Here is a 23,668-nt window from a genome sequence, read left to right on the forward strand (position 1 = left end):
AGCACGGGGCCGAGAGGGCGGAGATGATCACGCTCGGTCGCGATGGGGGGACCGTGGGTGAATGTCCCCATTCGCGCGGGTGTGATGTCCGTCACACCCGCGGGGCCTCAGCTCGGGCGGTTGCGCTCGTAGACCAGCCGCAGGCCGATGAGGGTCAGCCAGGGCTCGTGGACGTCGATCGAGCCGGCCTCGCCGAGGACCAGCGGTGCCAGGCCGCCGGTGGCGATCACCTGGACGTCGTCGGGGTCCTTGGACAGCTCGCGGGCCATCCGGTCGACCAGGCCGTCGACCTGGCCGGCGAAGCCGTAGAGGATGCCGGACTGCATGCCCTCGACGGTGTTCTTGCCGATCACGTTGCGCGGGCGGGTCAGTTCGATCTTGCGCAGCAGGGCGCCGCGGTTGCCGAGCGCCTCGACCGAGATCTCGATGCCGGGGGCGATCGCGCCGCCGACGTAGTCGCCGCGGGCGTTGACCGCGTCGAAGGTGGTGGCGGTGCCGAAGTCGACCACGATGCACGGGCCGCCGTAGAGGTGGTTGGCGGCCAGCGCGTTGACGATCCGGTCGGCGCCGACCTCCTTGGGGTTGTCCATCAGGACGTGCACCCCCGTCTTCACCCCCGGCTCCACGATCACCGCGGGGACGTCGCCGTAGTAGCGGCGCGTCACCTCGCGGAACTCGTGGAGCACGGAGGGGACGGAGGAGCAGATCGCCAGGCCCTCGACCTTCGCGTCGGCGATCGCGGTGCGCGATCCCTGCGAGCCCATCAGGCCGTTCAGCAGAACCGCCAGTTCGTCCGCCGTGCGCCGCGGATCCGTGGAGATCCGCCAGGTCTCGACGACCTCTTCGCCGCCGAACAGGCCGAGGGTGGTCTGGGTGTTGCCGACGTCGATGGTGAGCAGCATCAGGGTGCTTTCTGCGTCGAGGGCCAGCGGGCGGACGGAGCGGTCGGACGGGTGGAACGGCCGGACGGAGCGGACGGTCGGTCAGGCGCGCAGGTCCAGGCCGATGTCCAGGATCGGCGAGGAGTGGGTCAGCGCGCCCACCGCCAGGTAGTCGACACCAGTCTGGGCGACCTCGCGCGCGGTGGCCAGGGTGAGTCCGCCGGAGGCCTCCAGCTTGGCCCGGCCGGCCACCAGCGCGACCGCCTCGACCAGCTGCGGAACCGTGAAGTTGTCCAGCAGGATCAGATCGGCCCCGGCCTCCAGGACCGGCGCGATCTGCTCCAGGGTGTCGACCTCGACCTCGACCGGCAGCTCCGGGTAGGCGGCCCGGACGGCCCGGAACGCCTCGGCGACGCCGCCGGCCGCGATCACGTGGTTGTCCTTGACCAGGGCCGCGTCCGACAGCGCCATCCGGTGGTTGGCGCCCCCGCCGCAGCGGACCGCGAACTTCTCCAGCGCGCGCAGGCCCGGGGTGGTCTTGCGGGTGTCGCGGACCACCGCGCCGGTGCCCTCCAGGGCGTCGGCCCAGGCGCGGGTGGCGGTGGCGATGCCGGACAGGTGGCAGAGCAGGTTGAGCGCGCTGCGCTCGGCGGTCAGCAGGTCGCGGGTGCGGGAGCGGACCGAGAGCAGCACCTGGCCGGCCTCGACCCGGTCGCCGTCCTGGACGTGCCGCTCGACCTCGAACTCCTCCTCGCAGACCAGCGAGACGACCGCCTCGGCGATCCGCAGACCGGCCACCACGCCGGCCTGGCGGGCGGTGAAGTCGGCGGTGGCGACGGCGTCGGCGGGCACGGTCGCCACCGAGGTGACGTCCTCGCCGCCGGCCAGGTCCTCGGCCAGCGCCAGGGTGGCGATGTCCTCGACCTCGATCGGGTCCAGACCGGCCTCCTCCAGCAGCTCGGCGAGCTGCGGGTCCAGGCCGGTCTCGTAGCCCTCGCCGTCGCCGCAGGCGCAGCCGTCGCCGCAGCCGCCGGCCAGCGGGAGCTCCTCGTGCTCGTGCTCGTGCAGGTGGGTCACGTCGGTCGCGTCGGTCATGGTGTTACTGCTCCTCGAGGGTGCTGACGGGGCCGCCGGAGGCGGTGAGGGTGATGATCAGGTGGCGCCGCCAGTGCGCGTCGTCCCGGTCGGGGAAGTCCTCGCGCCAGTGGCAGCCGCGGGTCTCCTCGCGTTGCGCGGCGGCGGTGACCAGCGCGTCGGAGACCAGCAGCAGGTTGGCGGCCTCCCAGGTCTCCACCCGGGGGTCGGCCGGCTTCTGCTCGGCGGCGTCGGAGCGGGCCTGCTCGGTAAGCAGCGCCAGCCCGCGCGCCGTGGCGGCCATGGACGCGGCGGAGCGCAGGACGCCCGCGCCGCGCGACATCAGCCGCTGGATCTCGGCCCGCGCCTCGGGCGCGGGCAGCGGCACCGGGCGGGCGGCGCGGGCTGCCGCCGCGTCGACGGTGCGCGCGGGCAGGCCGCCGGCCGCGTGCCGGGCGGTCAGGTCGGCGGCGATCCGCTCGGCGAAGACCAGGCCCTCCAGCAGCGAGTTGGAGGCCAGCCGGTTGGCGCCGTGCACACCGGTGCAGGCGACCTCGCCGCAGGCGTACAGGCCGGGCACGGAGGTGCGGCCGATGGGGTCGGTGCGCACCCCGCCGGAGGCGTAGTGGGCGGCCGGGGCGATCGGGATCGGCTCGGTGACCGGGTCGATGCCGTGCGCGCGGCAGGTCGCCAGGATGGTCGGGAAGCGCCGCTGCCACATCTCGGCGCCGAAGTGCCGCCCGTCCAGGTACATGTGGTCGGTGCCCAGGAGCTGCATCCGGCGGGTGATCGCCTTGGTGACGATGTCGCGCGGGGCCAGCTCGGCCAGCTCGTGCTGTCCGAGCATGAAGCGGACGCCGTCCGCGTCGACCAGGTGGGCGCCCTCGCCGCGGACCGCCTCGGAGATCAGTGGCTGCTGGCCCTCGGCCTCCGGGCCGAGCCAGAGCACGGTGGGGTGGAACTGGACGAACTCCAGGTCGGTGACCTCGGCGCCGGCCCGCAGCGCGAGCGCCACGCCGTCGCCGGTGGAGACCACCGGGTTGGTGGTGGCCGAGAAGACCTGGCCCATGCCGCCGGTGGCGAGCACCACCGCGCGGGCCCGGACGGCGCCGACGCCGTCCCGCTGGCCCTCGCCCATCACGTGCAGGGTCAGTCCGGCGGCGTGCCCCTCGGCGTCGGTGAGCAGGTCGAGCACGAGGGCGTGCTCGATGAGCTCCACCTCGGGGTCGCGCCGGACGGCGTCGACCAGGGCCCGGGATATCTCGGCGCCGGTGGCGTCCCCGCCGGCGTGCGCGATCCGGTTGCGGTGGTGGCCGCCCTCGCGGGTGAGCAGGACCGCGCCGTCCTCGCCCAGGTCGAAGGCGGCGCCGGCCTCGATCAGCCGGCGGACCGCGCCCGGGCCCTCGGTGACGAGGGTGCGGACGGCGTCCTCGTCGCACAGCCCGACGCCGGCCACCAGGGTGTCGGCCAGATGCTGCTCGGGGGTGTCCCCCTCGCCCAGGGCGGCCGCGACGCCGCCCTGGGCCCAGCGGGTGGAGCCGTCGTCCAGCATCGCCTTGGTGACCACGATGGCCCGCAGGCCGGCCTTGCGGACGTTGAGCGCGACGGTGAGCCCGGCCACGCCGGAGCCGACCACGACGACGTCGGTGTCGGCGGTCCAGCCCGGTGCGGGGGCGGTGAGGCGGTGCGTGACGGCGGACATGTCGGTGATGGCTCCTTAGCGCGCGGCGGCGTCGACGGCGCCGCTGTCGCCACGGTACGCGGCGTCCCCGCGCAGCAGTCCGGTGCCCTCCCCGGCCTCGGCCGGGTCGCCGCCGGTGCCGGTGATCCGGTTGTGCTCGTCGACGAAGACGACCTTGGGGAGGTAGCCCTTGGCCTCGGCGGTGTCCATCTGCCCGTAGGCGATCAGGATGACGAGGTCGCCGGGGTGGACCAGGCGGGCGGCGGCGCCGTTGATGCCGATGACGCCGGAGCCGCGCGGGCCGGCGATGGTGTACGTCTCCAGCCGGGCGCCGTTGTTGATGTCGACGATGTGGACCAGCTCGCCGGGGAGCAGGTCGGCGGCGTCGAGCAGGTCCTCGTCCACCGTGACCGAGCCGACGTAGTGCAGGTCGGCCTGGGTCACGGTGGCCCGGTGGATCTTGGACTTGAGCATGGTGCGGAGCATTGCGGGTCACGCCTCCTGTGAGTGCATGCCTAGGGGAACTGCGGGGGAGCTACCGGATCACCGGACGATGATGCGGACGTTGTCGATCAGGCGGGTCGTGCCGACCTTCGCGGCGACGGCCAGCACCGCCTCGCCCTGGAAGTCGTCCGGCGCCTCGGTGAAGTCGTGCGGATCGACCAGGGCGAGGTAGTCGAGGTCGACGCCCTCGGCGGCGTCCAGCACGGCCGCGGCGGCCTCGCGCGCAGCCTTCGGGCCCCGCGCGGCCGCGTCCCGGCCGGCGAACAGCGCCTCGGACAGGGTGAGGGCGCGGGTGCGCTCCTCCGCCGAGAGGTAGCGGTTGCGGGAGGAGAGCGCCAGCCCGTCCTCCTCGCGCAGGGTCGGTACGCCGACCACCTCGACGTCGAAGTCGAGGTCGGCCACCATCCGGCGGACGATCGCCAGCTGCTGGGCGTCCTTCTCGCCGAAGAAGGCGAAGTCCGGGTCGGTGATGTGCAGCAGCTTGGCGACCACGGTCAGCACGCCGTCGAAGTGGCCGGGCCGGGTGGCGCCCTCGTAGCGCTCGCCCATCGGGCCGGCCGCCAACCGCACCTGCGGCTCGCCGTTCGGGTAGACCTCGTCGACGGACGGCGCGAAGACCACGTCGGCGCCGTTGGCCTCGGCGAGCCGCACGTCCTCGTCCAGGGTGCGCGGGTAGCGCTCCAGGTCCTCGCCGGCGCCGAACTGCAGCGGGTTGACGAAGACCGTGACGGCGACCCGGCCGTCCCGGCCGACCTGCTTGCGGGCGGCGCGGATCAGCGCGGCGTGGCCCTCGTGCAGGGCGCCCATCGTCATCACGACGGCGTTGTCCACCGGCTGCTCGTCCGGCCAGAACGCCGCCTCGAAGTCGTCGACGGTGTGCGTGACCACGGCCCGGTGGACCTTCGGGGCGCGCTGGGCCTTGCCCGGCTGCTTGCCGCGTGCCATTACTGCTTCTCCTCGTTCAGTACGTCCAGCAGCGCCGCCGCCGACGCTTCGTCGATCGTCCCGTGGGCCAGGGCCCGCTGGGCGGTGGCGCGGGCCATCGCCCGGTAGGCGGCCGGGATGTCCGGGGACACCGTACTGAGCTGCGCCAGGTGGCGTCGCACGGTGCCGGCGTCGCCCCGGGCGACCGGGCCGGTGAGGGCCGCGTCGCCGGAGCGCAGTGAGTTGTCGAGCGCGGCGCCGAGCAGCGGGCCGAGCATCCGGCCGGGCTCGGCGACGCCGGCCGCGCTCAGCAGCTCCATCGCCTGCGCGACCAGGGTGACCAGGTGGTTGGCGCCGTGCGCGAGGGCGGTGTGGTAGCGCGGGCGGACGTCCTCGGGCACCCACTCGGGCTCGCCGCCCATCTCCACCACCAGCGCCTCGGCGACCGGGCGCAGTTCCTCGGGGGCGGTCACGCCGAACGGGCAGCCGGCCAGCCGGGCCAGGTCCACCGAGGTGCCGGTGAAGGTCATCGCCGGGTGCAGTGCCAGCGGCAGCGCGCCGGCCCGGGTGGCCGGCTCCAGCACGGCCACGCCGTGCGCGCCGGAGGTGTGCACCAGCAGCTGGCCGGGGCGGACGGCCCCGGTCGCGGCGAGGCCGGCCACCAGGTCGGCCAGCGCGTCGTCGGGGACGGTGAGCAGCACCAGGTCGGCGGCGGCCAGCACCTGCGGCGGGGTGACGATCCGCACGCCCGGCAGCAGCGACTCGGCGCGGCGGCGGGAGGCGGCGGACACCCCGGAGGCGGCGACCACCTTGTGGCCGGCGAGCTGGAGGGCGGCGCCGAGCGCCGGGCCGACCCGGCCGGTGCCGACCACGCCCACGGCGAGGCGGGCGGGGCGGTTGCCGGGGTCGGCCGGGTCGCCGAGGCCGTCGGCGAGCGGGGCGAACTCGCCGGGGTCGGCGAAGTCGGACGGACTCACGGGTCCACCTTTGTCCAAGGGCTCCGTTCCAGTCCACCTGACGGGGTACCGGACGTACCGGCCCATTCTACGGGGGCGGGAACGGGCCCGGGCGGCTCAGTCCGTGGCGCCGGCCCGGACCAGGCCCGCCTCGTAGGCCAGCACCACCGCCTGGACGCGGTCGCGCAGGCTGAGCTTGGCCAGGATCCGCCCGACGTGGGTCTTCACGGTGGCCTCGGAGAGCACCAGCCGGGCCGCGATCTCCCCGTTCGACAGGCCCTGGGCGACCAGCAGGAACACCTCGCGCTCGCGCTCGGTGAGCGGGCCGAGGGTGTCCGCGCGGCCGGGGCCGCCCTGCGGGGTGGGCAGCACCTCGGCGAAGCGGTCGATCATGCGGCGGGTGGTGGTCGGCGCGACCACCGCGTCCCCGCCGTGCACGGCGCGGATCGCGGCCACCAGCTCGGTCGGCGGCACGTCCTTGAGCAGGAAGCCGCTGGCACCGGCCTTGAGCGCGGCGAAGGCGTACTCGTCGAGGTCGAAGGTGGTGAGGATGAGCACGTGCGGGGCGTCCGGCAGCGGGCTGCCGTCCTCGGCCAGGCAGATCCGCCGGGTGGCCTGCACGCCGTCCAGCCGCGGCATCCGGACGTCCATCAGGATCACGTCGACCGCGGTGTGCCGGAGCTTCTCCAGGGCCTGGGCGCCGTCCCCGGCCTCGGCGGCGATCTCGATGTCGCCCTGCGACTGCAGGATCATCCGGAATCCGGTACGCAGCAGCTCCTGGTCGTCGACCAGCATCACGCGGATGGTCAAGGGGGGCTCCTAAGCTCCTCGGGGGAACGGCGGGGGTCGATGGGCGCCCGGGCCGGGGGTCAGTGGGCCGCCTTGAGCGGCAGCACGGCGCGGATCCGGAAGCCGCCGCCGGGGCGCGGCCCGACGTCGAGGCTGCCGCTGACCATGCCGACCCGCTCGCGCATGCCGATCAGGCCGTGGCCCTGGCCGTCGCTTCCGCCGGTGGCCAGCTGCTCGTCGGTGCTGCCGCGGCCGTCGTCCTCGACCAGGACGGCCAGCTCGCGCTCGCCGAAGTCGACCGCGACCCGGGCGTGCACGTCGGGGCCGCCGTGCTTGCGGACGTTGGTCAGCGCCTCCTGGACGATCCGGTAGACGGTCAGCTCGACGCCGCGCGGCAGTTCGCGCGGATCGCCCGAGGTGGCGAAGTCCACCTGGAGGCCGGCCGTGCGGACCTGGTCCAGCAGCTCGGGGAGCTCCTCGACGCCCGGCTGCGGCACGTACTCCTCGCCCTTGGTGTCGGCGGTGCGCAGCACGCCGAGCAGCCGGCGCATCTCGACCAGCGCCTGCCGGCCGGTGGAGGCGATGGTGCCCAGCGCCTCCTTGGCCTGCTGGGGCGAGTTGTCCAGCACGTACGCGGCGCCGTCCGCCTGGACGATCATCACCGAGACGTTGTGCGCGACCACGTCGTGCAGCTCGCGGGCGATCCGGGCCCGCTCGGCGGCGACCGCCACCTTGGCCTGGGCGTCGCGCTCGCGCTCCAGCCGGGCCGCGCGGTCCTCCAGCTCCACCAGGTAGGCCCGGCGGACCCGGGTCAGCCGTCCCCACGCCCAGCAGAGGATGAACGGGGTGGACATCATCCCGGAGAAGAACAGCGCCTCGGGAACGGAGTACTGGACGTAGCTGATGTCGCCGTCGGGCAGTCGGGTGGCCTTCTCCGGATGGATCTGCCAGAACACCAGCGGGCCGGCCAGCAGCCCGGCGACCAGGGCCGCCCGGGACGTCCAGGGCCGGCCGAACGCGGCACCCGTGTAGGCGAACACCAGGAAGGCGACGCTGGAGAACGCCGGGTTGACGTTCAGGACCACCTGGGTGAGGCCGACCACGATCGCGGCGGCCACGGTGAGGTCGGGGAAGCGCCGACGGAACACCATCAGCAGCGGCAGCACGACGGCGATGACCGTGTCGGCCACCAGACGCCAGCCCTCCGGGCGGCCGCTCTCGTCGGGCAGCAGCCCGAAGACCAGCACCAACGCCGCCCAGGCGGAGTCGACCACCATGGGGTGACGGCGGAGCCAGGCGTTGAGTCGATGCACGGGTCAAGCGTAGGCAACCGCGGCGTGTCCCCAGGTCCGCCGGGAGAGCGATCCGTCCTACTCCCTAGGTCGGAGAGGCCCGGGTACCGATGCCGTACGGATTGGGCGGGTGCCCACCGGGTGTGTAGCGTCCCGCCCCATGACCTGGATGCGGTGGGCGCCCGCGACCGAACACGCCCTCTACGGACCCGACGGCGGCTTCTACCGCAGGCCGGAGGGCCCCGCCGGGCACTTCCGCACCTCGGTGCACGCCTCGCCGCTGTTCGCCCGCGCGGTCGCCCGGCTGCTCCGCGAGGTGGACGCGGCGCTCGGCCGTCCGGAGGAGCTGGCGTTCGTGGACGTCGGGGCCGGGCGGGGGGAACTGGTCGCCGGGGTGCTGGCCGAGCTGCCCCGGGCGCTGGGGGAGCGGCTCCGGGTGTACGCGGTGGAACTCGCCGACCGCCCGCCGCTGCCGCCCGCGACTCCGCCCACAGGGCTGTGGACGGAGTCGCGGTGGAACGCCGTGGTGTGGACGGACGAGGTGCCGCGCGGCGTCACCGGGCTGCTGTTCGCCAACGAGTGGCTGGACAACGTGCCGCTGGACACCGGCGAGGTCGGCGAGGACGGGCGGCTGCGCTACCTGGAGGTGGACACCGCGACCGGCGAGGAGCGGCTCGGCGCCCCGGTCGACGCCGCCGACGCCGCCTGGGCCGCCCGCTGGTGGCCGGCCGAACGCCTCGGCGACTTCGCCGAGTTCGGCGGCCCCCGGGACGCCGCCTGGGCGCACGCGGTGGCCGGCCTGGAGCGCGGTCTCGCCGTCGCCGTCGACTACGGGCACACCGCCGACGGCCGCCCGCCGTTCCCCACCCGCACCGGCTTCCGCTCCGGCCGCGAGGTGGCCCCGGTGCCCGACGGCTCCTGCGACGTCACCGCGCACGTCGCGCTGGACGCTGTCGCCGTCCCCGGTCTCCACAGCCTGTGGACGACGCAGCGGGAGGCGCTGCGGGCGCTCGGCGTCAGCGGCGCCCGGCCCTCGCTCGCCCTCGCCTCCACCGACCCGGCCGGCTACCTGCGGGCCCTCGGCGGGGCCGGCGAGGGCGCGGAGCTCACCGACCGGGCCGGTCTCGGCGCCTTCGGCTGGCTCGCGCAGACCGTCCGGATGCCGGTACCGCCGAGCCTGGAGGCACTGGCGGGATGGCAGACTCTCACCCCATGAGGGAGACCACGGTCGGCATCGGGGCGGGAGCCGAGAACTTCACGGGCGAGGCGGGCGCCACCGACATGGTGCTCAACATCGGCCCGCAGCACCCGGCCACCCACGGCGTGCTGCGTCTGCGGCTGGTGCTGGACGGCGAGCGCATCGTCAGCGCCGAGCCGGTGATCGGCTACATGCACCGGGGCGCCGAGAAGCTCTTCGAGGCCCGGGACTACCGGCAGATCATCATGCTGGCCAACCGGCACGACTGGCTCTCGGCCTTCTCCAACGAGCTCGGCGTGGTGCTCGGCGTCGAGCGGATGCTCGGCATGGAGGTGCCCGAGCGGGCGGTGTGGATCCGCACCCTGCTCGCCGAGCTGAACCGCGTCCTCAACCACCTGATGTTCCTCGGCTCCTACCCGCTGGAGCTGGGCGGGATCACCCCGATCTTCCACGCCTTCTCCGGCCGCGAGGACCTCCAGCACGTGCTGGAGGAGGCCTCCGGCGGCCGGATGCACTACATGTTCAACCGGGTCGGCGGCCTGAAGGAGGACCTGCCGGCCGGCTGGCTCGGCCGGGTCCGCGCCGCCGTCGCCGTCGTCCGCTCCCAGCTGCCGGTCTTCGAGGAACTGGTGCTGGGCAACGAGATCTTCCGCGCCCGCACCGCCGGGGTCGGCGTCCTCACCAGGGCGCAGGCCGAGGCGTACGGCGTCAGCGGCCCGATCGCGCGGGCCAGCGGCCTGGACTTCGACCTGCGCCGCGACGAGCCCTACCTCGCGTACGGCAGCGAGGAACTGCGGCGGGTGCTCACCGTGGTCACCCGCGAGGAGGGCGACTGCCTGGCCCGCTTCGAGTGCCTGCTGGAGCAGACGGCCAACGCGCTGGACCTCGCCGACGCCTGCCTGGACAAGATCGCCGGACTCGCCCCCGGGCCGGTCAACCTGCGGCTGCCCAAGGTGCTCAAGGCCCCCGAGGGCAGCACCTACGCCTGGACGGAGAACCCGCTCGGCGTCAACGGCTACTACCTGGTGTCGCGCGGCGACAAGACGCCGTGGCGGCTCAAGCTGCGCTCGGCGTCGTTCAACAACATCCAGGCGCTGACCGAACTGCTGCCGGGGACGCTGGTCGCCGACATGGTGGCGATCCTCGGCTCGATGTACTTCGTCGTCGGCGACATCGACAAGTGAGCCGCGCCGGCGGGTGAGGGGGCGGGCGGACCCGCCCCCTTCGGCGCTACTTGCTCTTCGCGGCCTTCGGCTTCTTCGCCGGGTCGGCCGGGTGCGGGGCCACCTTGCGGTCGCCCTTGGTGGCGATCCGCTCCTCGCACAGCTCGGCCAGCACCCGGTACGCGGCCCGGCCCATCAGCTCGGTGAGCTCCGGGCGGTAGCTGACGTAGACCGGGTCGGCGCCCTGGTGGGCGTCCGGGCTGCCGGTGCACCACCAGTGCAGGTCGTGGCCGCCCGGGCCCCAGCCGCGCCGGTCGTACTCGCCGATGGTGACCTGCAGGTAGCGGGTGTCGTCGGGACGGTCGATCCAGTCGTAGGTGCGGCGCACCGGCAGCTGCCAGCAGACGTCCGGCTTGGTCTCCAGCGGCTCGCGGCCCTCCTTGAGCGCGAGCGCGTGCAGGGCGCAGCCCGCCCCGCCGGCGAAACCGGGGCTGTTCACGAAGATGCAGGCGCCGTTGACCCGGCGGGTCTGGCGGTCGCCGTCCTCGTCGAGCATGGTGATGCCGCCGTCGGCCTTGATCCGGCCCTTGGCGTCGGTGCCGTGCGGGTGGTTCTCCCACAGCTCCGGGGTCAGCCGGGCCGCGTGACCGGTGACGCGCTTCTCGTCGTCCTCGTCCGAGTAGTGCGCGCCCAGCGTGCAGCAGCCGTCGGACTCGCCGCGGCCCTCGCGGATGCCCTGGCAGCCCTGGCCGAAGATGCACGACCAGCGTGAGGTCAGCCAGGTCAGGTCGCAGCGGAAGACCTGCTCCGCGTCGTCCGGGTCGGTGAACTCGACCCAGGCGCGCGGGAAGTCGAGCGGGACCTCGGGGCGGAGCTCGGAGCGCAGGACCGGCATCGCGAGGTCGACGGCGGTCGGGCCGCCGTCCTTCGGCTTGGCCTTCTTCCCCTTGGAGGTGCTGCTGCTGTGCTTGGACGTGTCTGCTGCTGCCACTCGGCAAGGGTAGAGCCTCCGCGCGCCGGCCAACCGTCCGTGGCCACGGGGTTTACGGCGAGTTCACCGCGCGGCGGCCGGGCGACGGCGGGGCGACGGCGGGTGCGCGGCCGCCGTGAAGGCCGGGTGAAGCCGGGTGAAGGGGCCGTCGGCGGGCGCCGGGCGGGGGCTCGGCGGGCCCTAGGATGGCGGCCGGTCCAGCACGGGGAGGTACGGGGATGGCCGGCGGCGGCGAGTTCGTCATCAAGCCCTGGGAACTGCACGGTGAGGGACGGGAGTTCGAGCGGATCTCGGCGGACTTCGGGAAGGCCGCCACCGCCCTGGAGCAGGGGCTCGCGGCGCTCGGCAGCCCGTGGGGCGGGGACAAGCCGGGCAGCGGGTTCGCTGCCGCCTACCGGGAGGCGCACGGCGGGCTGCTCGGCGGGCTGCGCGGGCTGGCCGGGCGGCTGGGGACGGTCGGCGCGGGTCTGCACGGCATGGCCGAGCGGACCGCCGACACCGACACCTCGGCGGCGAGCGGCTTCGCCGGCGGCCCGGCGGGCGGGCCCGGTACCGCCGAGGTCCGGCCGGTCTGAGCACCCGCGGGCGGGCGCGCGCACCGTTCGGGGCCCGGCGCGCGTCCCTCCAGGGGGCGGAGCACCGCCCCGCTCCGCAGGCCCGTCCGTCGAAGGGGGAAGCGCGTGTCGCGGAAACTGCCCGAGGAACTCGTCCCGGTCCTGGCCCGGACCGGCCGGCGCTGGCCGCTGGCCGACGAGGAGGGGCTGCGCAGGGCGGCCGGGCTCTGGCGCGAGTTCGGCCACGAGGCGGACCGGCTCGCCAAGCGCGGGGGCGACGCGGCGCGGCGGGTCACCGGGGACAACTCCGGCCGCGCCGTCGAGGCCTTCGCCGCGTACTGGCAGGCGTTCCGGGGCGGCGGCAAGGGGCACCTGGACGACGCGCACGGCGCCGCCGGGCTGGTCGCCGGCGCCTTCGACACGGCCGCCCGCGCCGTCGACTCCTGCAAGGCCGACATCGTGGCCGCCCTCAACGAGCTGGCCGCCGAACTGAAGAAGGCCGAGGAGCAGGAGGCCAAGGCCCGGACGGCGGCCGAGGCGGCCCCGGCCGCGACGGCACCGGAGGCGGGCGGGCTCTTCGACGCGGTGCGGCAGAGCGCCGAGGCCGCCGCTGCGGTCGCCGCCGAAACGGCCGCGCGGGCGGTGGCCGCCGCCGCCGCCGAGGCCGCCGGACTGAAGATCGGCGGCCTGCTGGACGAACTCGGCCGGGCGATGAAGGACGGCCTGGGCGCCGCGCTGCGGGAACCGGCCGTGGTCGCGCTGCTGCGCCTGGCGCCGCCCGGTGCCGAGGGCGTGCGGGCGGCCGGGTACCCGGGCGGCGTGGGCGCGGCCTTCGACCCGGTGGCGGCCGGACTGCCCGCCGTCCTCGGCGAGCCGGGGGTGCTCGGCGGTCCCGGCGGGACGGGGCTGGCCGTGGTGCTCGGGCAGGACGGCAAGCCGGTGGTGGGCGTGCCCGGGTTGGCGGTGAAGCTCGACGAGGCCGGGCGGCCGGTCCTGGACGAGCACGGCGAACCGGTCATCGTGCGGGCCGACGGCACCCCGGTGGCCGATGCCGCCGGGCTGGTGGTCGTCCCGGGCGCGGACGGCCGTCCGGTGGTCGGGGTGGAGAACCTGGCCGTGAAGCTGGACGAGCACGGGCGGCCGGTGGTGGGCAGGGACGGGCAGCCGGTGCTGACCGGGCAGGACGGCCGGGAGATCACCGGGGTGCCGCTGGCCGGGGTCGCGGGGACGGACGGGCGGCCCGGACCTGGCACGGGTGTGGACGGGGCGGACGGCGACGGCCACGGGCACGGCCGCGATCACGGGCCGGTGACGGCAGTGACGGCAGTGACGGCCGGGGCGGACGCGGTGCTCGGGGCGGGAGCCTCGGCGGTGTCCGGTGGGCCCGGGGACGACTCCGAGCCCGAGCGGTCGGGCCCCGGCCCCGGCCCGGGCGGGCACGGCCCGCGTCCGGGGCCCTCGGCGGGCTTCGCGGAGGCTCCGAGTGGTGGGGGCCAGGGGGGCGGCGACCGGACGTCGGCCGGCCCGGCGCCCGGTCCCGTCCCCGCGCCCGCTCCGGTCCTCACGCCGGTCCACCACGCCGACGGGGGCGGGGGGCCGTCAGGTTCGGCCGGCCCGTCCGGGCCCGCCCGCGCGGCCGACGACGACTACCTGCTGCCGCCCGCCGCCGCACCCGCACCGAACCCGGCCCACGGCGGCGGAAGCGGGCACCCCGCCGCCCCGGTGACCGTGCGCACCGACTCGGTGCTCGCGCCGCCCGCGCCCCGGTCCGCCCCCGCGTACGACGTCCCGGCGCAGGCCCCGGCCCCGTCACCCGCACCGGCCGCGGGCGGCTGGACGGCCGCGCCGCACGTCGCCGCGCACCCCAGCCCCTACGCCGCGCCGTTCGCCCCGCCGCCGTTCACCCCGCCGCCGTTCACCGCACCGCCGGTTCCCGGCGGGGGCGGGGCGCTCGGCCCGGGACCGCTGGCCGTGGGCGCGGCCCCGGGGACGTCCGGCGCGCACGGCCCGGCCCCGTTCGGCAGCGGGATCGGCGCGGGCGCCCCGGCGGCCCCTGCGCAGCCCGCCCCGGCCCCCGTACCCGGCGCCCCCGCTGCGGCGGTCCCGCGCGCCGCCGCCGGGCCCGCCCACCCGGCCGTCGCCCCGGTGGCTGCCCCGGTGCCGCTGCCCGTTCCCCTGCCGCCGACCGTCCCGCCGTCGGTCGGACCCGGCCCCGGCCAGGCCCCGGCCCCCGTGCCCGGCCCGGGCTCCGCGCCCGGGCGCTCCGACGACCACCCGGACGGCCAGCACCCGCACCGCCGCCGCACCGACGGCCCGTCCGCCGACGACGGACCCGGGCTCGCCTGGGGCGCGGTGCCGGTGGCCACCGCGCACGCCACCGCCCTGCACCTGGCCATGCGCGCGCTGCGCGGGGAGGGCGCCGCGGGCGCGCCCGTCGTCCGGCTGCGGACCATCGCCGACAGCCGCCCGACCGGCCTGCCCGGCGGGCTCGCCCCGGTCGACCCGGAGCACCAGCGCGAGATCGAACGCCGGGCGCCCCGGGACGCCGACGGCCTGCCCGTCCGCCACCCCGACCCGGCGGCCGGGGGCTGGACCGAGGTGGTCAACGACGGCGGGTACCGCCAACCGGGACGGGCCAACAACAGCCTGGAGATCGCCCTCTCCGCCGTCGACACCTTCACCGGCCGGCCGACCTGCGCCGCCCCGCGCGTCCCCACCGAGGGCGACGCGGGCGAGCGCGGCGGCCGCGACCGCGCCGAGCGCGAACTCGGCGCACCGTTCCGCGACCTCGGCGACGGCGACCGGGCCTTCGTCCGGCTGGCGGGCGCGCTGCGCCGGGCCGGCCACGGCGCCCAGGCGGTGCTGCTCACCCTGGACGGCTTCGGCCGCCCGCACGCCTGGAACGCGGTGAACCACCGGGACACCGTGACCTACCTCGACCACCAGACGGGCCGCCGGGACCCGGCGCCGCTGCACCCCGCCGACCACGGCCTCTGGGCCGTCGCGCTCGGCCCCGAAGGCCGCCCCCTCGACCTGCTCGCCCCCACCCCGTGACCCCGGTGGCGTCCGTAGACCGGTCCATGTGCGCGACGCCATCAGGTCCGTGAGGCCCTGCCGGGTTGTCGCTCAATCAGATGCCCACTCGTGTTCCAGGATCGAGTAGGTGATCGAGTCGCGCCACGCCCCGTGGACGAAGACATGGTCGCGGATCCGGCCGTCCTCGGTGGCCCCGGAGCCGCTACTGTTGGTGGCGCAGTCGCAGCGGACCGTCGCGTCCGTTGTCGGCTGCGCCACCTCAGAGCGACGGATACCGGAGTCATGGTCCACACCGTGGGGGCGCGAGCTATCTGCGCCGAGCTGGAGAACTGAGAACCACTCAGTCCTCGTTCTCGGCCCGGCTCGGCGTGTGATCACCCCCCCACCTCTCCGCGACTCTTCCGTGAGGGCCCTACCGCCATGCGCTCGACGCAGATCCGTTCCACCTTCCTGGACTTCTTCACCTCGCGCGGCCACCGCCACGTCCCGTCCAGCCCGCTCATCCCCTCCGACCCGACCCTGCTGCTGGCCAACGCCGGCATGAACCAGTTCAAGCCCTACTTCCTGGGCGAGGTCACCCCGGAGTACCCCCGCGCCACCACCATCCAGAAGTGCGCCCGCACCTCCGACATCGACAACGTCGGACGCACCAACCGGCACGCCACGTTCTTCGAGATGATGGGCAACTTCTCCTTCGGCGACTACTTCAAGGCCGACGCCATCGCCTACGCCTGGGAACTCCTCACCCAGGGCTACAACCTGGAGAAGGACCGCCTCTGGATCACCGTCCACCAGGGCGACGACGAGGCCGAACAGCTCTGGCGCAAGATCGGCGTCCCCGCCGAACGCATCCAGCGCCTCGGCGCGGACAACTTCTGGGACATGGGTGTCCCCGGCCCTTGCGGCCCCTGCTCCGAGGTCAACTACGACCGGGGTCCGGCCTTCGGCTGCGAGGGCGGACCGGCCGTCGACGGCGAGCGCTACGTCGAGATCTGGAACCTCGTCTTCATGCAGTCCATGCGCGGTGAGGACGACGACAGCGGCACCTTTCGGATCCTCGGCGACCTCGCCCAGCAGAGCATCGACACCGGCCTCGGCCTCGACCGTCTCGCCGCGATCCTCCAGGACGTCGAGAACGTCTGCAGCACCGACCTCCTCCTGCCCACCCTCACCACCGTCCAGGAACTCGCCGGCCGCGACTACCCGGGCAGCGGCTCCGGTGGCGAGGAGAAGGTCTCCTTCCAGGTCGTCTCCGAGCACGCCCGCTCCATCGCCTACCTGATCGCGGACGGCGTGCTGCCCTCCAAGGACGGCCGCGGCTACGTCCTGCGCCGCCTGATGCGCCGGGCGATCCGCCACGCCCGTCTGCTCGGCATCGACCAGCCCGTCCTCGCTCCGGCCACCGCCAGCGTCATCGCCAACCTCGGCGACGTCTGGCCCGAACTCAACCACCAGGCAAGCCTCATCGAGCAGGTCGTCACCGCCGAGGAGGAGTCCTTCACCCGCACCCTCACCCAGGGCACCCGGCTGCTCAACGCCGCCATCACCCGCAGCCGCGGCAGCCGCTCCACCACCCTCACCGGCGAGACCGCCTTCGAGTTGCACGACACCTACGGCTTCCCCGTCGAGCTGACCATCGAGGCCGCCCGCGATGCCGGGCTGACCGTCGACGAGGACCGCTTCACCGCCCTGCTTGCCGAACAGCAGAAGCGTGCCAAGGCCGGCGGCAAGGCCAAGACGGCCGAGGCCCTGCGCCGCCAGGACGCCTACCGCGAACTGTCCTCCCGCCACGGGCGGACCGACTTCGTCGGCTACGACCGTCTCGACACCGAGGCCACCGTCCTCGGCCTCGTCTCCGACGGAGCCGTCGTGCCCGGCGCCGACCAGGGCAGCACGCTCGAACTGGTCCTGGACCGTAGCCCGTTCTATGCCGAGTCCGGCGGTCAGGTCGGTGACACCGGCACCATCCGCACGTCCTCCGGCGCGCTCCTGGAGGTCCTGGACACCAGGCTCGGCCTGGAAGGCTTCCACGTCCACACCGTCCGCATCCGCGAAGGCGAGATCCGCAGCGGCGAGCAGGCCGAAGCCCTCGTCGACGGCCCGCGCCGCGCCGCCGTCGCCCGCTCCCACTCCGCCACCCACGTCCTGCACGCCATGCTCCGCCGCACCCTCGGCGACCACGCCCGCCAGCACGGTTCCCTCGTCGACGCCGGCCGCCTGCGCTTCGACTTCGCCCACTTCTCCGCCGTCGACCCCGCCCAGCTCGCCGCCATCCAGGCCCTCGTCAACGACCACCTCCTCGACGACCCCGAAGTCCGCATCTGGCACGCCACCCGCTCCGAAGCCGAGGCCGCCGGAGCCACCGCCCTGTTCGGCGAGAAGTACGGCGACCACGTCCGCATCGTCGACATCGGCGACTTCTCCCGCGAACTCTGCGGCGGCACCCACGTCCCCCACGGCTCCAACGCCGGCCCCGTCCGCATCCTCGGTGAAGCCTCCATCGGCTCCAACCTCCGCCGCATCGAGGCCCTCTCCGGCCGCGACGCCCTCACCTACCACGACACCGAACGCCGCCTCCTCGAAGAACTCTCCACCCTCCTCGGCACCCGCCCCCAGGACGCCCCCGACACCCTCCGCAAGCGCCTCGACGCCCTCACCGCCGCCCAACAGGAACTCGCCCGCCTCCGCGACGCCGAGCTCCGCACCCGCGCCCAGCAACTCGCCGCCACCGCCCGTACCGTCCCGGGCGGCCGGATCGTCACCGAGAAGGTCACCGGCGTCGGCCCCGACGAACTCCGCGCACTGGCCGCCACCACCGCCGATCTCCTCAACAGTGACCTCACGGTCGTCGTCCTCGGCACTGAACGTGAGGGCAAGGCCCTTCTCGCCGCCGCCGTCACCCGAAGCCTTCACGATGTGGGCACCCAGGCGGGCCAGATCCTCACCGCCGCCGCCCGCGCAGTCGGCGGCGGGGCGGGCGGGAAGGGCCCCGTCGCCAGTGCCGGCGGGCGCCACACCGGAGCACTCGACCAAGCGCTCGCCCTCGCCGCCAAGGACGCGACCCGGGTTCTCAGCCGGTAGGGCCAGGCCGGCCGACCCGGGCCGGCGGTACTTCCCTTCCTCAGGGCGTCACCGCCGGCCCGTGCCGTCCCGGCAACGCGCCAGCAGGTCCTTCAGCAGGACCACGCTCTCGTAGTTGGTCACGTCCCACCGCCATGTCCCGACCGGCACATACCCTCTCCTGCGGTACCAGCCGACCAGGTCAACGGCTTGGACCGAGGTGTCGATGACCGCTTCCGAGGCCCCGAGCGCAACAATGCGATCCTCCGCCAAAGCCAGCAACTGCTGTCCCAGTCCCACCTTTCGATGCCTGGGGTCCACTGCCAGTTGCCAGAACGATCCCGCTCCTGTCGGGGCCGGATACCCCTCAGGTGTCCCGTACGGGGCAGCCACGGTCACCGAGCCCACCAGCTCAGCGCCGATGAAGGCGAGCCAGCATTCCCCCTTCATCACCCGGTCAGCCGTGTCCTGCGCGGACTGGTACGAGGCGAAGAAGGCCCGACCTGCCTCGGCGTGCTCGGTATAAGCACGATGAAGCAGGCGGGTCAGGCCACCCATGGAATCGCCGGTGGTGAAGCGTCGCACCACGACACCTGCGCAGTGGCCCTGCGGTTCGGGGATGCCGGCTGATGGGGAGGCCACGTCGACCAGTGTCGGCCGGGCGCCGCCGCCCGGCATGTCGGGGCAGGAGCCGACCCCACCCAGCACTCACGGCAGCCCGCTCCGGAGTCCGAGAGGTCCGGCCCGGACCGCGCCTGTGCGGTCCGGGCCGGACGGTGCAGAGGCGGCGGGGATCGGCACAATGAGGTGGGCGCGGTGGGGCTGGGCACAAGGAGTCGGAGGTGGCCGCGGTGGCGGTGACGAGGGCGGCGGCGACCGAGGCGGCGCACCGGTGGATCAACGGCGACCTGCCGACGGCGCGCGCCCGGCGGGTCCGCCTCCACGAGTTCGAGCTGGGCTGGGTGGTCTGGGCGGAGCCCCCGCCGGTCCACGTCGACCCGCTGACCGGGGAGCGGCGGGCGCCCGAGGAGATCGGGGCGGCCTGCGCCGTGGTGGACCGGGTGGACGGCCGGTTCACCGTCTGGCCGTCCGTCCCGGTGCCCGAGGTGGTCCGGCTGTACCGGGACTTCGTCGGCGCGGGCGGGTACGACCCCACCCGGCCGCCCGCCACCGGACGCGGTACCCGCGCCGAGCTGACCTACCGTGACCCGGCGGGCGAACGGCGGGTCCTGGCCCTGCGGTCGGCGCCGGGCCTGCCACACCCGGCACTGCGCGGCTGGTGGTGGCTGCGCGAGCAGGGCGTCCGGCCCGAGGAGGTGCTCGCCGTCCGCACCGACCTGCGGCCGAGCGCCCTGCCGGGCGGCTACTGGGCGTACGCGCTGGCGGCCGAACTCCCCGGCGTCCGTCTGGACTTCGACCTGCCGTACGGGCCGCGGTTCGACCAGCGGGCGGCGGCCGTGCGCGCGCTGCCGGTGGAGGAGGGCGCCGGGCCGGTCCGCAACCGGGTGCCGTTCCCGCGCGCCGTCCCGCCGTCGCCCGCCGAGCCGGAGCACGTGCTCGCGCAGCGGCTGACGGCGCGGTTCGGGCCGGACGGCGTCCGGCGGTTCGCACCGGCGGACGTCGCCCGGGCCGATCTGCCGGCGGCGGACGCCCGGCTGCTGCTGACGGTCGGCGTGCCGGTGGCCGTCGACGGCTGCTTCGCCCTGGACGACCCGAGCCCGGACGCCGTCCCGGGCGCCCGCCCCGCCACCGTGCTCCCGCCGGTGGCCGACCACCTGGCGGCGGCGGGCCGCGGCACCCGGGTGGCCGAGCGGGAGCGCCGGGCGCTCGCCCCGCAGGTGGTGCTCGGCACGGACGGCTGGGCGCTGATCACCCTGGACACCGCCTGCGGCGCCGTCCGCGCCGTCGATCCCGACGATGCCACGGCCCGGCACTGCAACGCCTCGGTCACCGCCTTCGTGCGCTCCCTCGACCTGTTCGCCGGCCGGCTGCCGGGCCTGCGCGGGCTCGATCCGGAGGCCGCCGGGGCAGCCGTCGCCGAGCTGCAGCGCGGCCTCGCGGCGGTGGACCCGGAGGTCTTCGCCGACCCGGAGAACTGGTGGGCGGTCGTCGTCGAGCAGCTCTGGGACGGTCTGCTCTGAACCGATGAACCGATGCACCGATGCACCGGCCGACCGGTGCGCGGCCCCGCCGCACCCGCCGCACCCGCCGTCCATCGTCCGGGTGAACGCCGGAACAACACCGTCCGAATACTGTTCGAACGGCCCCGCCGATCCCGCCGCGGACCGCCCGCCGGAGCCGCGATCAGCGCCCGGACCAGCAAGAACACCGGTACGGGCCGGTCTCCTCCGGCCCCGGATCGCGTAGCGTGGAGATTTATGCGACTCGGTGTGCTCGACGTAGGTTCCAACACGGTCCACTTCCTCGTGGTGGACGCCCATCCGGGCGCCGCCCCCCTGCCCGCCTACTCCCACAAGGCCGAGCTTCGGCTCGCCGAACTCCTCGACGAGCAGGGTGCGATCAGTGAGACCGGCGTCGAGAGGCTGATCGCCATGATCTCCTCCTCGCTGCGGGTCGCCGAGGACAAGGGCGTGGTCGACATACTGCCCTTCGCGACCTCCGCCGTGCGCGAGGCCGCCAACGGCGAGGCGGTGCTGCGCCGGGTCGCCGACGAGACCGGCGTCGAACTGCGGGTGCTCTCCGGCCAGGACGAGGCCCGGCTGACCTTCCTGGCGGTCCGCCGCTGGTTCGGCTGGTCCTCCGGCCGGCTGCTCAACCTCGACATCGGCGGCGGCTCGCTGGAGATCGCCTGCGGCCTGGACGAGCAGCCGGACGCGGCCTGCTCGCTGCCGCTCGGCGCCGGCCGGCTGACCGCCCGCTGGCTGCCCGGCGACGTCGCCGACCCCGAGCAGCTGCGCGGCCTGCGGCGGCACATCCGCGCCGAGATCGCCACCGTCGTCGGCGAGATCTCCCGCCTCGGTGCCCCGGACCACGCCGTCGCCACTTCCAAGACCTTCAAGCAGCTCGCCCGGATGACCGGCGCCGCCCCGGCCGACGCCGGCCCGTACGCCGACCGCCGGCTCACCCGCAACAACCTGGCCGCCTGGCTGCCCCGGCTCTCCGCGATGACCGTCGCCGAACGGGCGCAGATCCCCGGCGTCTCCGAGGGCCGCGCCAAGCAGCTGCTCGCGGGCGCGCTGGTCGCCGACGCCGCGATGGACCTGTTCGGCCTCGACGAGCTGGACGTCTGTCCCTGGGCGCTGCGCGAGGGGATCATCCTGCGCCGGCTGGACGCCATGGACACCGCCGCCGACCGCCGCCGGCCCGCCCTCACTCCCTGAGGAGTCCCTGAGGACTCCCTGGGGCCACCCCCGGACGGACGGCGCCCGGGACGGCCGGGCGGGCACCCGTCCGCTCCCCGTTCCGGGCGCCGTCCGCTTACGCTGTCTCCCGTGGCGCAACCAGCGGGCGAGGACGGAACGCGGGAGGGCCGCGCTCCCGAGGACGGGCAGCCGCGGTCGGAGGCCCCACGCCGCGACGCCCGCCCCCGCAAGCTCGGCAAGGCCGCCCGGGAGGCCGCCGGCGGCGTCGCCGAGAAGGCGGCCCGGAAGGCCGCCACCAGAGCGGCGAACAAGGCCACCGCCAAGGACCGGCCCACGGCCACACCCCTGGACGTGGCCGAGGCCGCGTCCAGGAAGGCCTCCAGGACCGCCCCCGAGGCCCCCGCCGCCCAGCCGGCCCGCGGCACCCGCACCGCCCGGGCCGCCGGCGCCGCCAAGGCCGCCGTCCAGTCGGTGAAGTCCGTCAAGGCCGCCCGCCAGGCCGCCGCCCGCCCCCCGCTGCTGCGCACCACCGACCGCCTGGTGCTGCCCGCGCACCCGACCCTGCACATCCCGGACACCAAGGTCGCCCTGTCCACCGCCTCCGTCTACCCGGCCAACACCGCGGTCGCCTTCGAGCTGGCCGCCAGGCTCGGCTACGACGGCGTCGAGGTGATGGTCTGGAACGACCCGGTCAGCCAGGACATCGAGGCGCTGCGCCGCCTCTCGGACGCCCACGGCCTGCCGATCCTCGCCGTGCACGCGCCGTGCCTGCTGATCACCCAGCGGGTGTGGACCACCGACCCGTGGACCAAGCTGGTCCGCGCCCGGGCGGCGGCCGAGAAGCTCGGCGCGAACGCGGTCGTCGTCCACCCGCCGTTCCGCTGGCAGCGCCAGTACGCCCGCGAGTTCGTCGAGGGCATCCACCGGATGGCGGGGGAGACGGACGTCCGGTTCGCCGTCGAGAACATGTACCCGTGGCGCTACAAGGACCGCGAGATGCTCGCCTACGCGCCCGGCTGGGACGTCACCGACGAGGAGTACCGGCACTTCACCATCGACCTGTCGCACGCCGCCACCTCGCGGGTGGACGCCTTCGCGATGGTCGAGCGGATGGGGGACCGGCTCGCCCACATCCACCTGGCGGACGGCTCGGGCTCCGGCAAGGACGAGCACCTCATCCCGGGCCGGGGCAAGCAGCCCTGCGCCGAGCTGCTGGAGCACCTCGCCCGGACCGGGTTCGACGGCCATGTGGTGCTGGAGGTCAACACCCGCCGGGCCGCGTCGCCCGCCGAACGCGAGGCCGATCTCGCCGAGGCGCTGGCCTTCACGCGCCTGCACCTGGCCACGCCCGCGCGCGTACGCTGACAGCACACGAACTGCCGTCCAACGGGGGAGACATGGCGGAACACAGCGGAGCGGTGAACCGGCCCAGCAGCGACTTCCGGAAGCTCGCGGAGTCGTTCGGTGGGGTGGCGGCGGAGTACGACCGGGCGCGGCCGTCGTATCCGCAGGAGTTGTTCGACGAGTTGGAGCGGTTGTCCGGGCGGGGTCTGCGGGGTGCCCGGGTGCTGGATGTGGGTGCGGGGACGGGGATCTCGACCCGGTTGCTGGCGGGCCGGGGCGCGGATGTGGTCGGGGTGGAGCCGAGCGCGGGGATGGCGGCGCGGTTCCTGGCGTCCGGGCCGGGGCTGGCGCTGGTCCGGGGCAGCGGCGACGACCTGCCGTTCCACGACCGGTCGGCGGACTTCGTCACGTACGCCCAGGCCTTCCACTGGACGGATCCGGAGCGCTCCGTTCCCGAGGCGATCCGCGTCCTGCGCCCCGGCGGGGCCCTCGCAGCCTGGTGGAACGTGAAGGACACCGGCGTCGCCTGGGTGCGGGCGATGGGCGAGCGGCTCGCCGCCGCCCTGTCCGAGAGCTACCACGGCTACGGCGCCATCGACGAGTTCGCCTCCCACCTCGCCCCGTACGACCTGCGGACCGGGCACACCGTGCTCCACTGGGAGCGCCGGATCACCGTCGACCACCTGATCACCGACCTCACCTCGCGCTCCTACCTCGCCGCGCTCACCCCGGAGCGGCGCGCTCCGCTGCTGGCCGTCGAGCGGGAGGCCCTGCTGGCGGAGTTCCCGGACGGCTGGGTGATCGAGCCGTACGTGCTGGACCTCACCGTTGCCGTCACCCCGGCCTGACCGCGCGCGTACGCTGACGCGTGACGTGAACTGCCGGACGGGGGAGTGGA

20 protein-coding genes are annotated in these 23,668 nt (G+C 75.0%); 9 read left to right on the forward strand and 11 right to left on the reverse strand.

Annotation, left to right across the window (positions count from 1 at the left end):
- Nucleotides 1-107 precede the first annotated feature (107 nt).
- The 8 genes from ABZW10_RS01055 to ABZW10_RS01090 form a co-directional block, all read right to left on the reverse strand.
- The gene (locus ABZW10_RS01055; RefSeq protein WP_355357872.1) at nucleotides 108-902 is read right to left on the reverse strand and encodes a type III pantothenate kinase; all 795 of its coding nucleotides are present in this window, start codon (nucleotides 900-902) and stop codon (nucleotides 108-110) included.
- 81 nt (nucleotides 903-983) lie between these two features.
- The gene (gene nadC, locus ABZW10_RS01060; protein WP_355357875.1) at nucleotides 984-1,976 is read right to left on the reverse strand and encodes a carboxylating nicotinate-nucleotide diphosphorylase; all 993 of its coding nucleotides are present in this window, start codon (nucleotides 1,974-1,976) and stop codon (nucleotides 984-986) included.
- Nucleotides 1,977-1,980: 4 nt separating this feature from the next.
- Nucleotides 1,981-3,657: an L-aspartate oxidase gene (locus ABZW10_RS01065; RefSeq protein WP_355357878.1), complete on the reverse strand. Its 1,677-nt coding sequence runs from the start codon at nucleotides 3,655-3,657 to the stop codon at nucleotides 1,981-1,983.
- 15 nt (nucleotides 3,658-3,672) lie between these two features.
- The gene (gene panD / locus ABZW10_RS01070) at nucleotides 3,673-4,122 is read right to left on the reverse strand and encodes an aspartate 1-decarboxylase (RefSeq protein ID WP_355357881.1); all 450 of its coding nucleotides are present in this window, start codon (nucleotides 4,120-4,122) and stop codon (nucleotides 3,673-3,675) included.
- 57 nt (nucleotides 4,123-4,179) lie between these two features.
- Nucleotides 4,180-5,085: a pantoate--beta-alanine ligase gene (panC, locus tag ABZW10_RS01075; protein WP_355357884.1), complete on the reverse strand. Its 906-nt coding sequence runs from the start codon at nucleotides 5,083-5,085 to the stop codon at nucleotides 4,180-4,182.
- Entirely contained in the window at nucleotides 5,085-6,041 is a 957-nt protein-coding gene (locus tag ABZW10_RS01080; RefSeq protein ID WP_355357887.1) for a DUF2520 domain-containing protein, read from the reverse strand. The genes panC and ABZW10_RS01080 overlap by 1 nt, the downstream gene beginning before the upstream one ends.
- Before the next feature lie 96 nt (nucleotides 6,042-6,137).
- Complete coding sequence (locus tag ABZW10_RS01085; RefSeq protein WP_355357890.1) at nucleotides 6,138-6,830, reverse strand: response regulator transcription factor; 693 nt, start codon at nucleotides 6,828-6,830, stop codon at nucleotides 6,138-6,140.
- A 59-nt stretch (nucleotides 6,831-6,889) separates the two neighbouring features.
- Complete coding sequence (locus tag ABZW10_RS01090) at nucleotides 6,890-8,122, reverse strand: sensor histidine kinase (RefSeq protein ID WP_355357893.1); 1,233 nt, start codon at nucleotides 8,120-8,122, stop codon at nucleotides 6,890-6,892.
- Nucleotides 8,123-8,261: 139 nt separating this feature from the next.
- Here ABZW10_RS01090 and ABZW10_RS01095 point away from each other — a divergent pair, with 139 nt between their 5' ends.
- Together ABZW10_RS01095 and ABZW10_RS01100 are read left to right on the forward strand one after the other, a co-directional pair.
- Nucleotides 8,262-9,317 (forward strand): SAM-dependent methyltransferase, encoded by a 1,056-nt coding sequence (locus ABZW10_RS01095; RefSeq protein WP_355357896.1) that lies wholly within the window; start codon nucleotides 8,262-8,264, stop codon nucleotides 9,315-9,317.
- A complete protein-coding gene (locus tag ABZW10_RS01100; protein ID WP_355357899.1) occupies nucleotides 9,314-10,483 on the forward strand; it encodes an NADH-quinone oxidoreductase subunit D in 1,170 nt (389 codons plus the stop codon). The genes ABZW10_RS01095 and ABZW10_RS01100 overlap by 4 nt, the downstream gene beginning before the upstream one ends.
- Nucleotides 10,484-10,529: 46 nt before the next feature.
- On the opposite strand, the gene ABZW10_RS01105 is transcribed toward ABZW10_RS01100, so the two are convergent.
- A complete protein-coding gene (locus tag ABZW10_RS01105; RefSeq protein WP_355358882.1) occupies nucleotides 10,530-11,357 on the reverse strand; it encodes a hypothetical protein in 828 nt (275 codons plus the stop codon).
- A 314-nt stretch (nucleotides 11,358-11,671) separates the two neighbouring features.
- Here ABZW10_RS01105 and ABZW10_RS01110 point away from each other — a divergent pair, with 314 nt between their 5' ends.
- Both ABZW10_RS01110 and ABZW10_RS01115 read left to right on the forward strand, forming a co-directional pair.
- On the forward strand, nucleotides 11,672-12,028 hold the full coding sequence (locus ABZW10_RS01110; protein WP_355357902.1) for a hypothetical protein: 357 nt from the start codon (nucleotides 11,672-11,674) through the stop codon (nucleotides 12,026-12,028).
- Between the two features lie 105 nt (nucleotides 12,029-12,133).
- Nucleotides 12,134-15,061: a toxin glutamine deamidase domain-containing protein gene (locus ABZW10_RS01115; protein WP_355357905.1), complete on the forward strand. Its 2,928-nt coding sequence runs from the start codon at nucleotides 12,134-12,136 to the stop codon at nucleotides 15,059-15,061.
- Nucleotides 15,062-15,133: 72 nt separating this feature from the next.
- On the opposite strand, the gene ABZW10_RS01120 is transcribed toward ABZW10_RS01115, so the two are convergent.
- Entirely contained in the window at nucleotides 15,134-15,301 is a 168-nt protein-coding gene (locus tag ABZW10_RS01120) for a GNAT family protein (protein WP_355357908.1), read from the reverse strand.
- Between the two features lie 162 nt (nucleotides 15,302-15,463).
- Between ABZW10_RS01120 and alaS the strand changes: the two genes are divergently transcribed.
- Complete coding sequence (gene alaS / locus ABZW10_RS01125) at nucleotides 15,464-18,124, forward strand: alanine--tRNA ligase (RefSeq protein ID WP_355357911.1); 2,661 nt, start codon at nucleotides 15,464-15,466, stop codon at nucleotides 18,122-18,124.
- 48 nt (nucleotides 18,125-18,172) lie between these two features.
- Here alaS and ABZW10_RS01130 read toward each other — a convergent pair whose 3' ends face one another.
- Entirely contained in the window at nucleotides 18,173-18,688 is a 516-nt protein-coding gene (locus ABZW10_RS01130; protein WP_355357914.1) for a GNAT family N-acetyltransferase, read from the reverse strand.
- A gap of 257 nt (nucleotides 18,689-18,945) precedes the next feature.
- Here ABZW10_RS01130 and ABZW10_RS01135 point away from each other — a divergent pair, with 257 nt between their 5' ends.
- The 4 genes from ABZW10_RS01135 to ABZW10_RS01150 all read left to right on the forward strand — a co-directional run bounded on the left by ABZW10_RS01135 (nucleotide 18,946) and on the right by ABZW10_RS01150 (nucleotide 23,618).
- The gene (locus tag ABZW10_RS01135; RefSeq protein WP_355357917.1) at nucleotides 18,946-20,244 is read left to right on the forward strand and encodes an SUKH-4 family immunity protein; all 1,299 of its coding nucleotides are present in this window, start codon (nucleotides 18,946-18,948) and stop codon (nucleotides 20,242-20,244) included.
- 237 nt (nucleotides 20,245-20,481) lie between these two features.
- Nucleotides 20,482-21,444, forward strand: a complete 963-nt coding sequence (locus tag ABZW10_RS01140) for a Ppx/GppA phosphatase family protein (protein ID WP_355357920.1) — start codon at nucleotides 20,482-20,484, stop codon at nucleotides 21,442-21,444.
- A 543-nt stretch (nucleotides 21,445-21,987) separates the two neighbouring features.
- Nucleotides 21,988-22,791 (forward strand): sugar phosphate isomerase/epimerase, encoded by an 804-nt coding sequence (locus ABZW10_RS01145; protein ID WP_355358885.1) that lies wholly within the window; start codon nucleotides 21,988-21,990, stop codon nucleotides 22,789-22,791.
- Between the two features lie 32 nt (nucleotides 22,792-22,823).
- On the forward strand, nucleotides 22,824-23,618 hold the full coding sequence (locus ABZW10_RS01150) for a class I SAM-dependent methyltransferase (RefSeq protein WP_355357923.1): 795 nt from the start codon (nucleotides 22,824-22,826) through the stop codon (nucleotides 23,616-23,618).
- Nucleotides 23,619-23,668 lie beyond the last annotated feature (50 nt).

The sequence above is a fragment of the Kitasatospora sp. NPDC004723 genome (genome assembly GCF_040609255.1).
Classification (GTDB): domain Bacteria; phylum Actinomycetota; class Actinomycetes; order Streptomycetales; family Streptomycetaceae; genus Kitasatospora.

Bases quoted from the DNA above. Each gene is read 5' to 3' on its own strand.
- ABZW10_RS01150 (WP_355357923.1), top strand. From the start codon at position 22,824: ATGGCGGAACACAGCGGAGCGGTGAACCGGCCCAGCAGCGACTTCCGG.
- ABZW10_RS01055 (WP_355357872.1), bottom strand. From the start codon at position 902: ATGCTGCTCACCATCGACGTCGGCAACACCCAGACCACCCTCGGCCTG.
- alaS (WP_355357911.1), top strand. From the start codon at position 15,464: ATGCGCTCGACGCAGATCCGTTCCACCTTCCTGGACTTCTTCACCTCG.
- panC (WP_355357884.1), bottom strand. From the start codon at position 5,085: ATGGCACGCGGCAAGCAGCCGGGCAAGGCCCAGCGCGCCCCGAAGGTC.
- ABZW10_RS01110 (WP_355357902.1), top strand. From the start codon at position 11,672: ATGGCCGGCGGCGGCGAGTTCGTCATCAAGCCCTGGGAACTGCACGGT.
- ABZW10_RS01065 (WP_355357878.1), bottom strand. From the start codon at position 3,657: ATGTCCGCCGTCACGCACCGCCTCACCGCCCCCGCACCGGGCTGGACC.
- nadC (WP_355357875.1), bottom strand. From the start codon at position 1,976: ATGACCGACGCGACCGACGTGACCCACCTGCACGAGCACGAGCACGAG.
- ABZW10_RS01095 (WP_355357896.1), top strand. From the start codon at position 8,262: ATGACCTGGATGCGGTGGGCGCCCGCGACCGAACACGCCCTCTACGGA.
- panD (WP_355357881.1), bottom strand. From the start codon at position 4,122: ATGCTCCGCACCATGCTCAAGTCCAAGATCCACCGGGCCACCGTGACC.
- ABZW10_RS01105 (WP_355358882.1), bottom strand. From the start codon at position 11,357: ATGCCGGTCCTGCGCTCCGAGCTCCGCCCCGAGGTCCCGCTCGACTTC.
- ABZW10_RS01100 (WP_355357899.1), top strand. From the start codon at position 9,314: ATGAGGGAGACCACGGTCGGCATCGGGGCGGGAGCCGAGAACTTCACG.
- ABZW10_RS01140 (WP_355357920.1), top strand. From the start codon at position 20,482: ATGCGACTCGGTGTGCTCGACGTAGGTTCCAACACGGTCCACTTCCTC.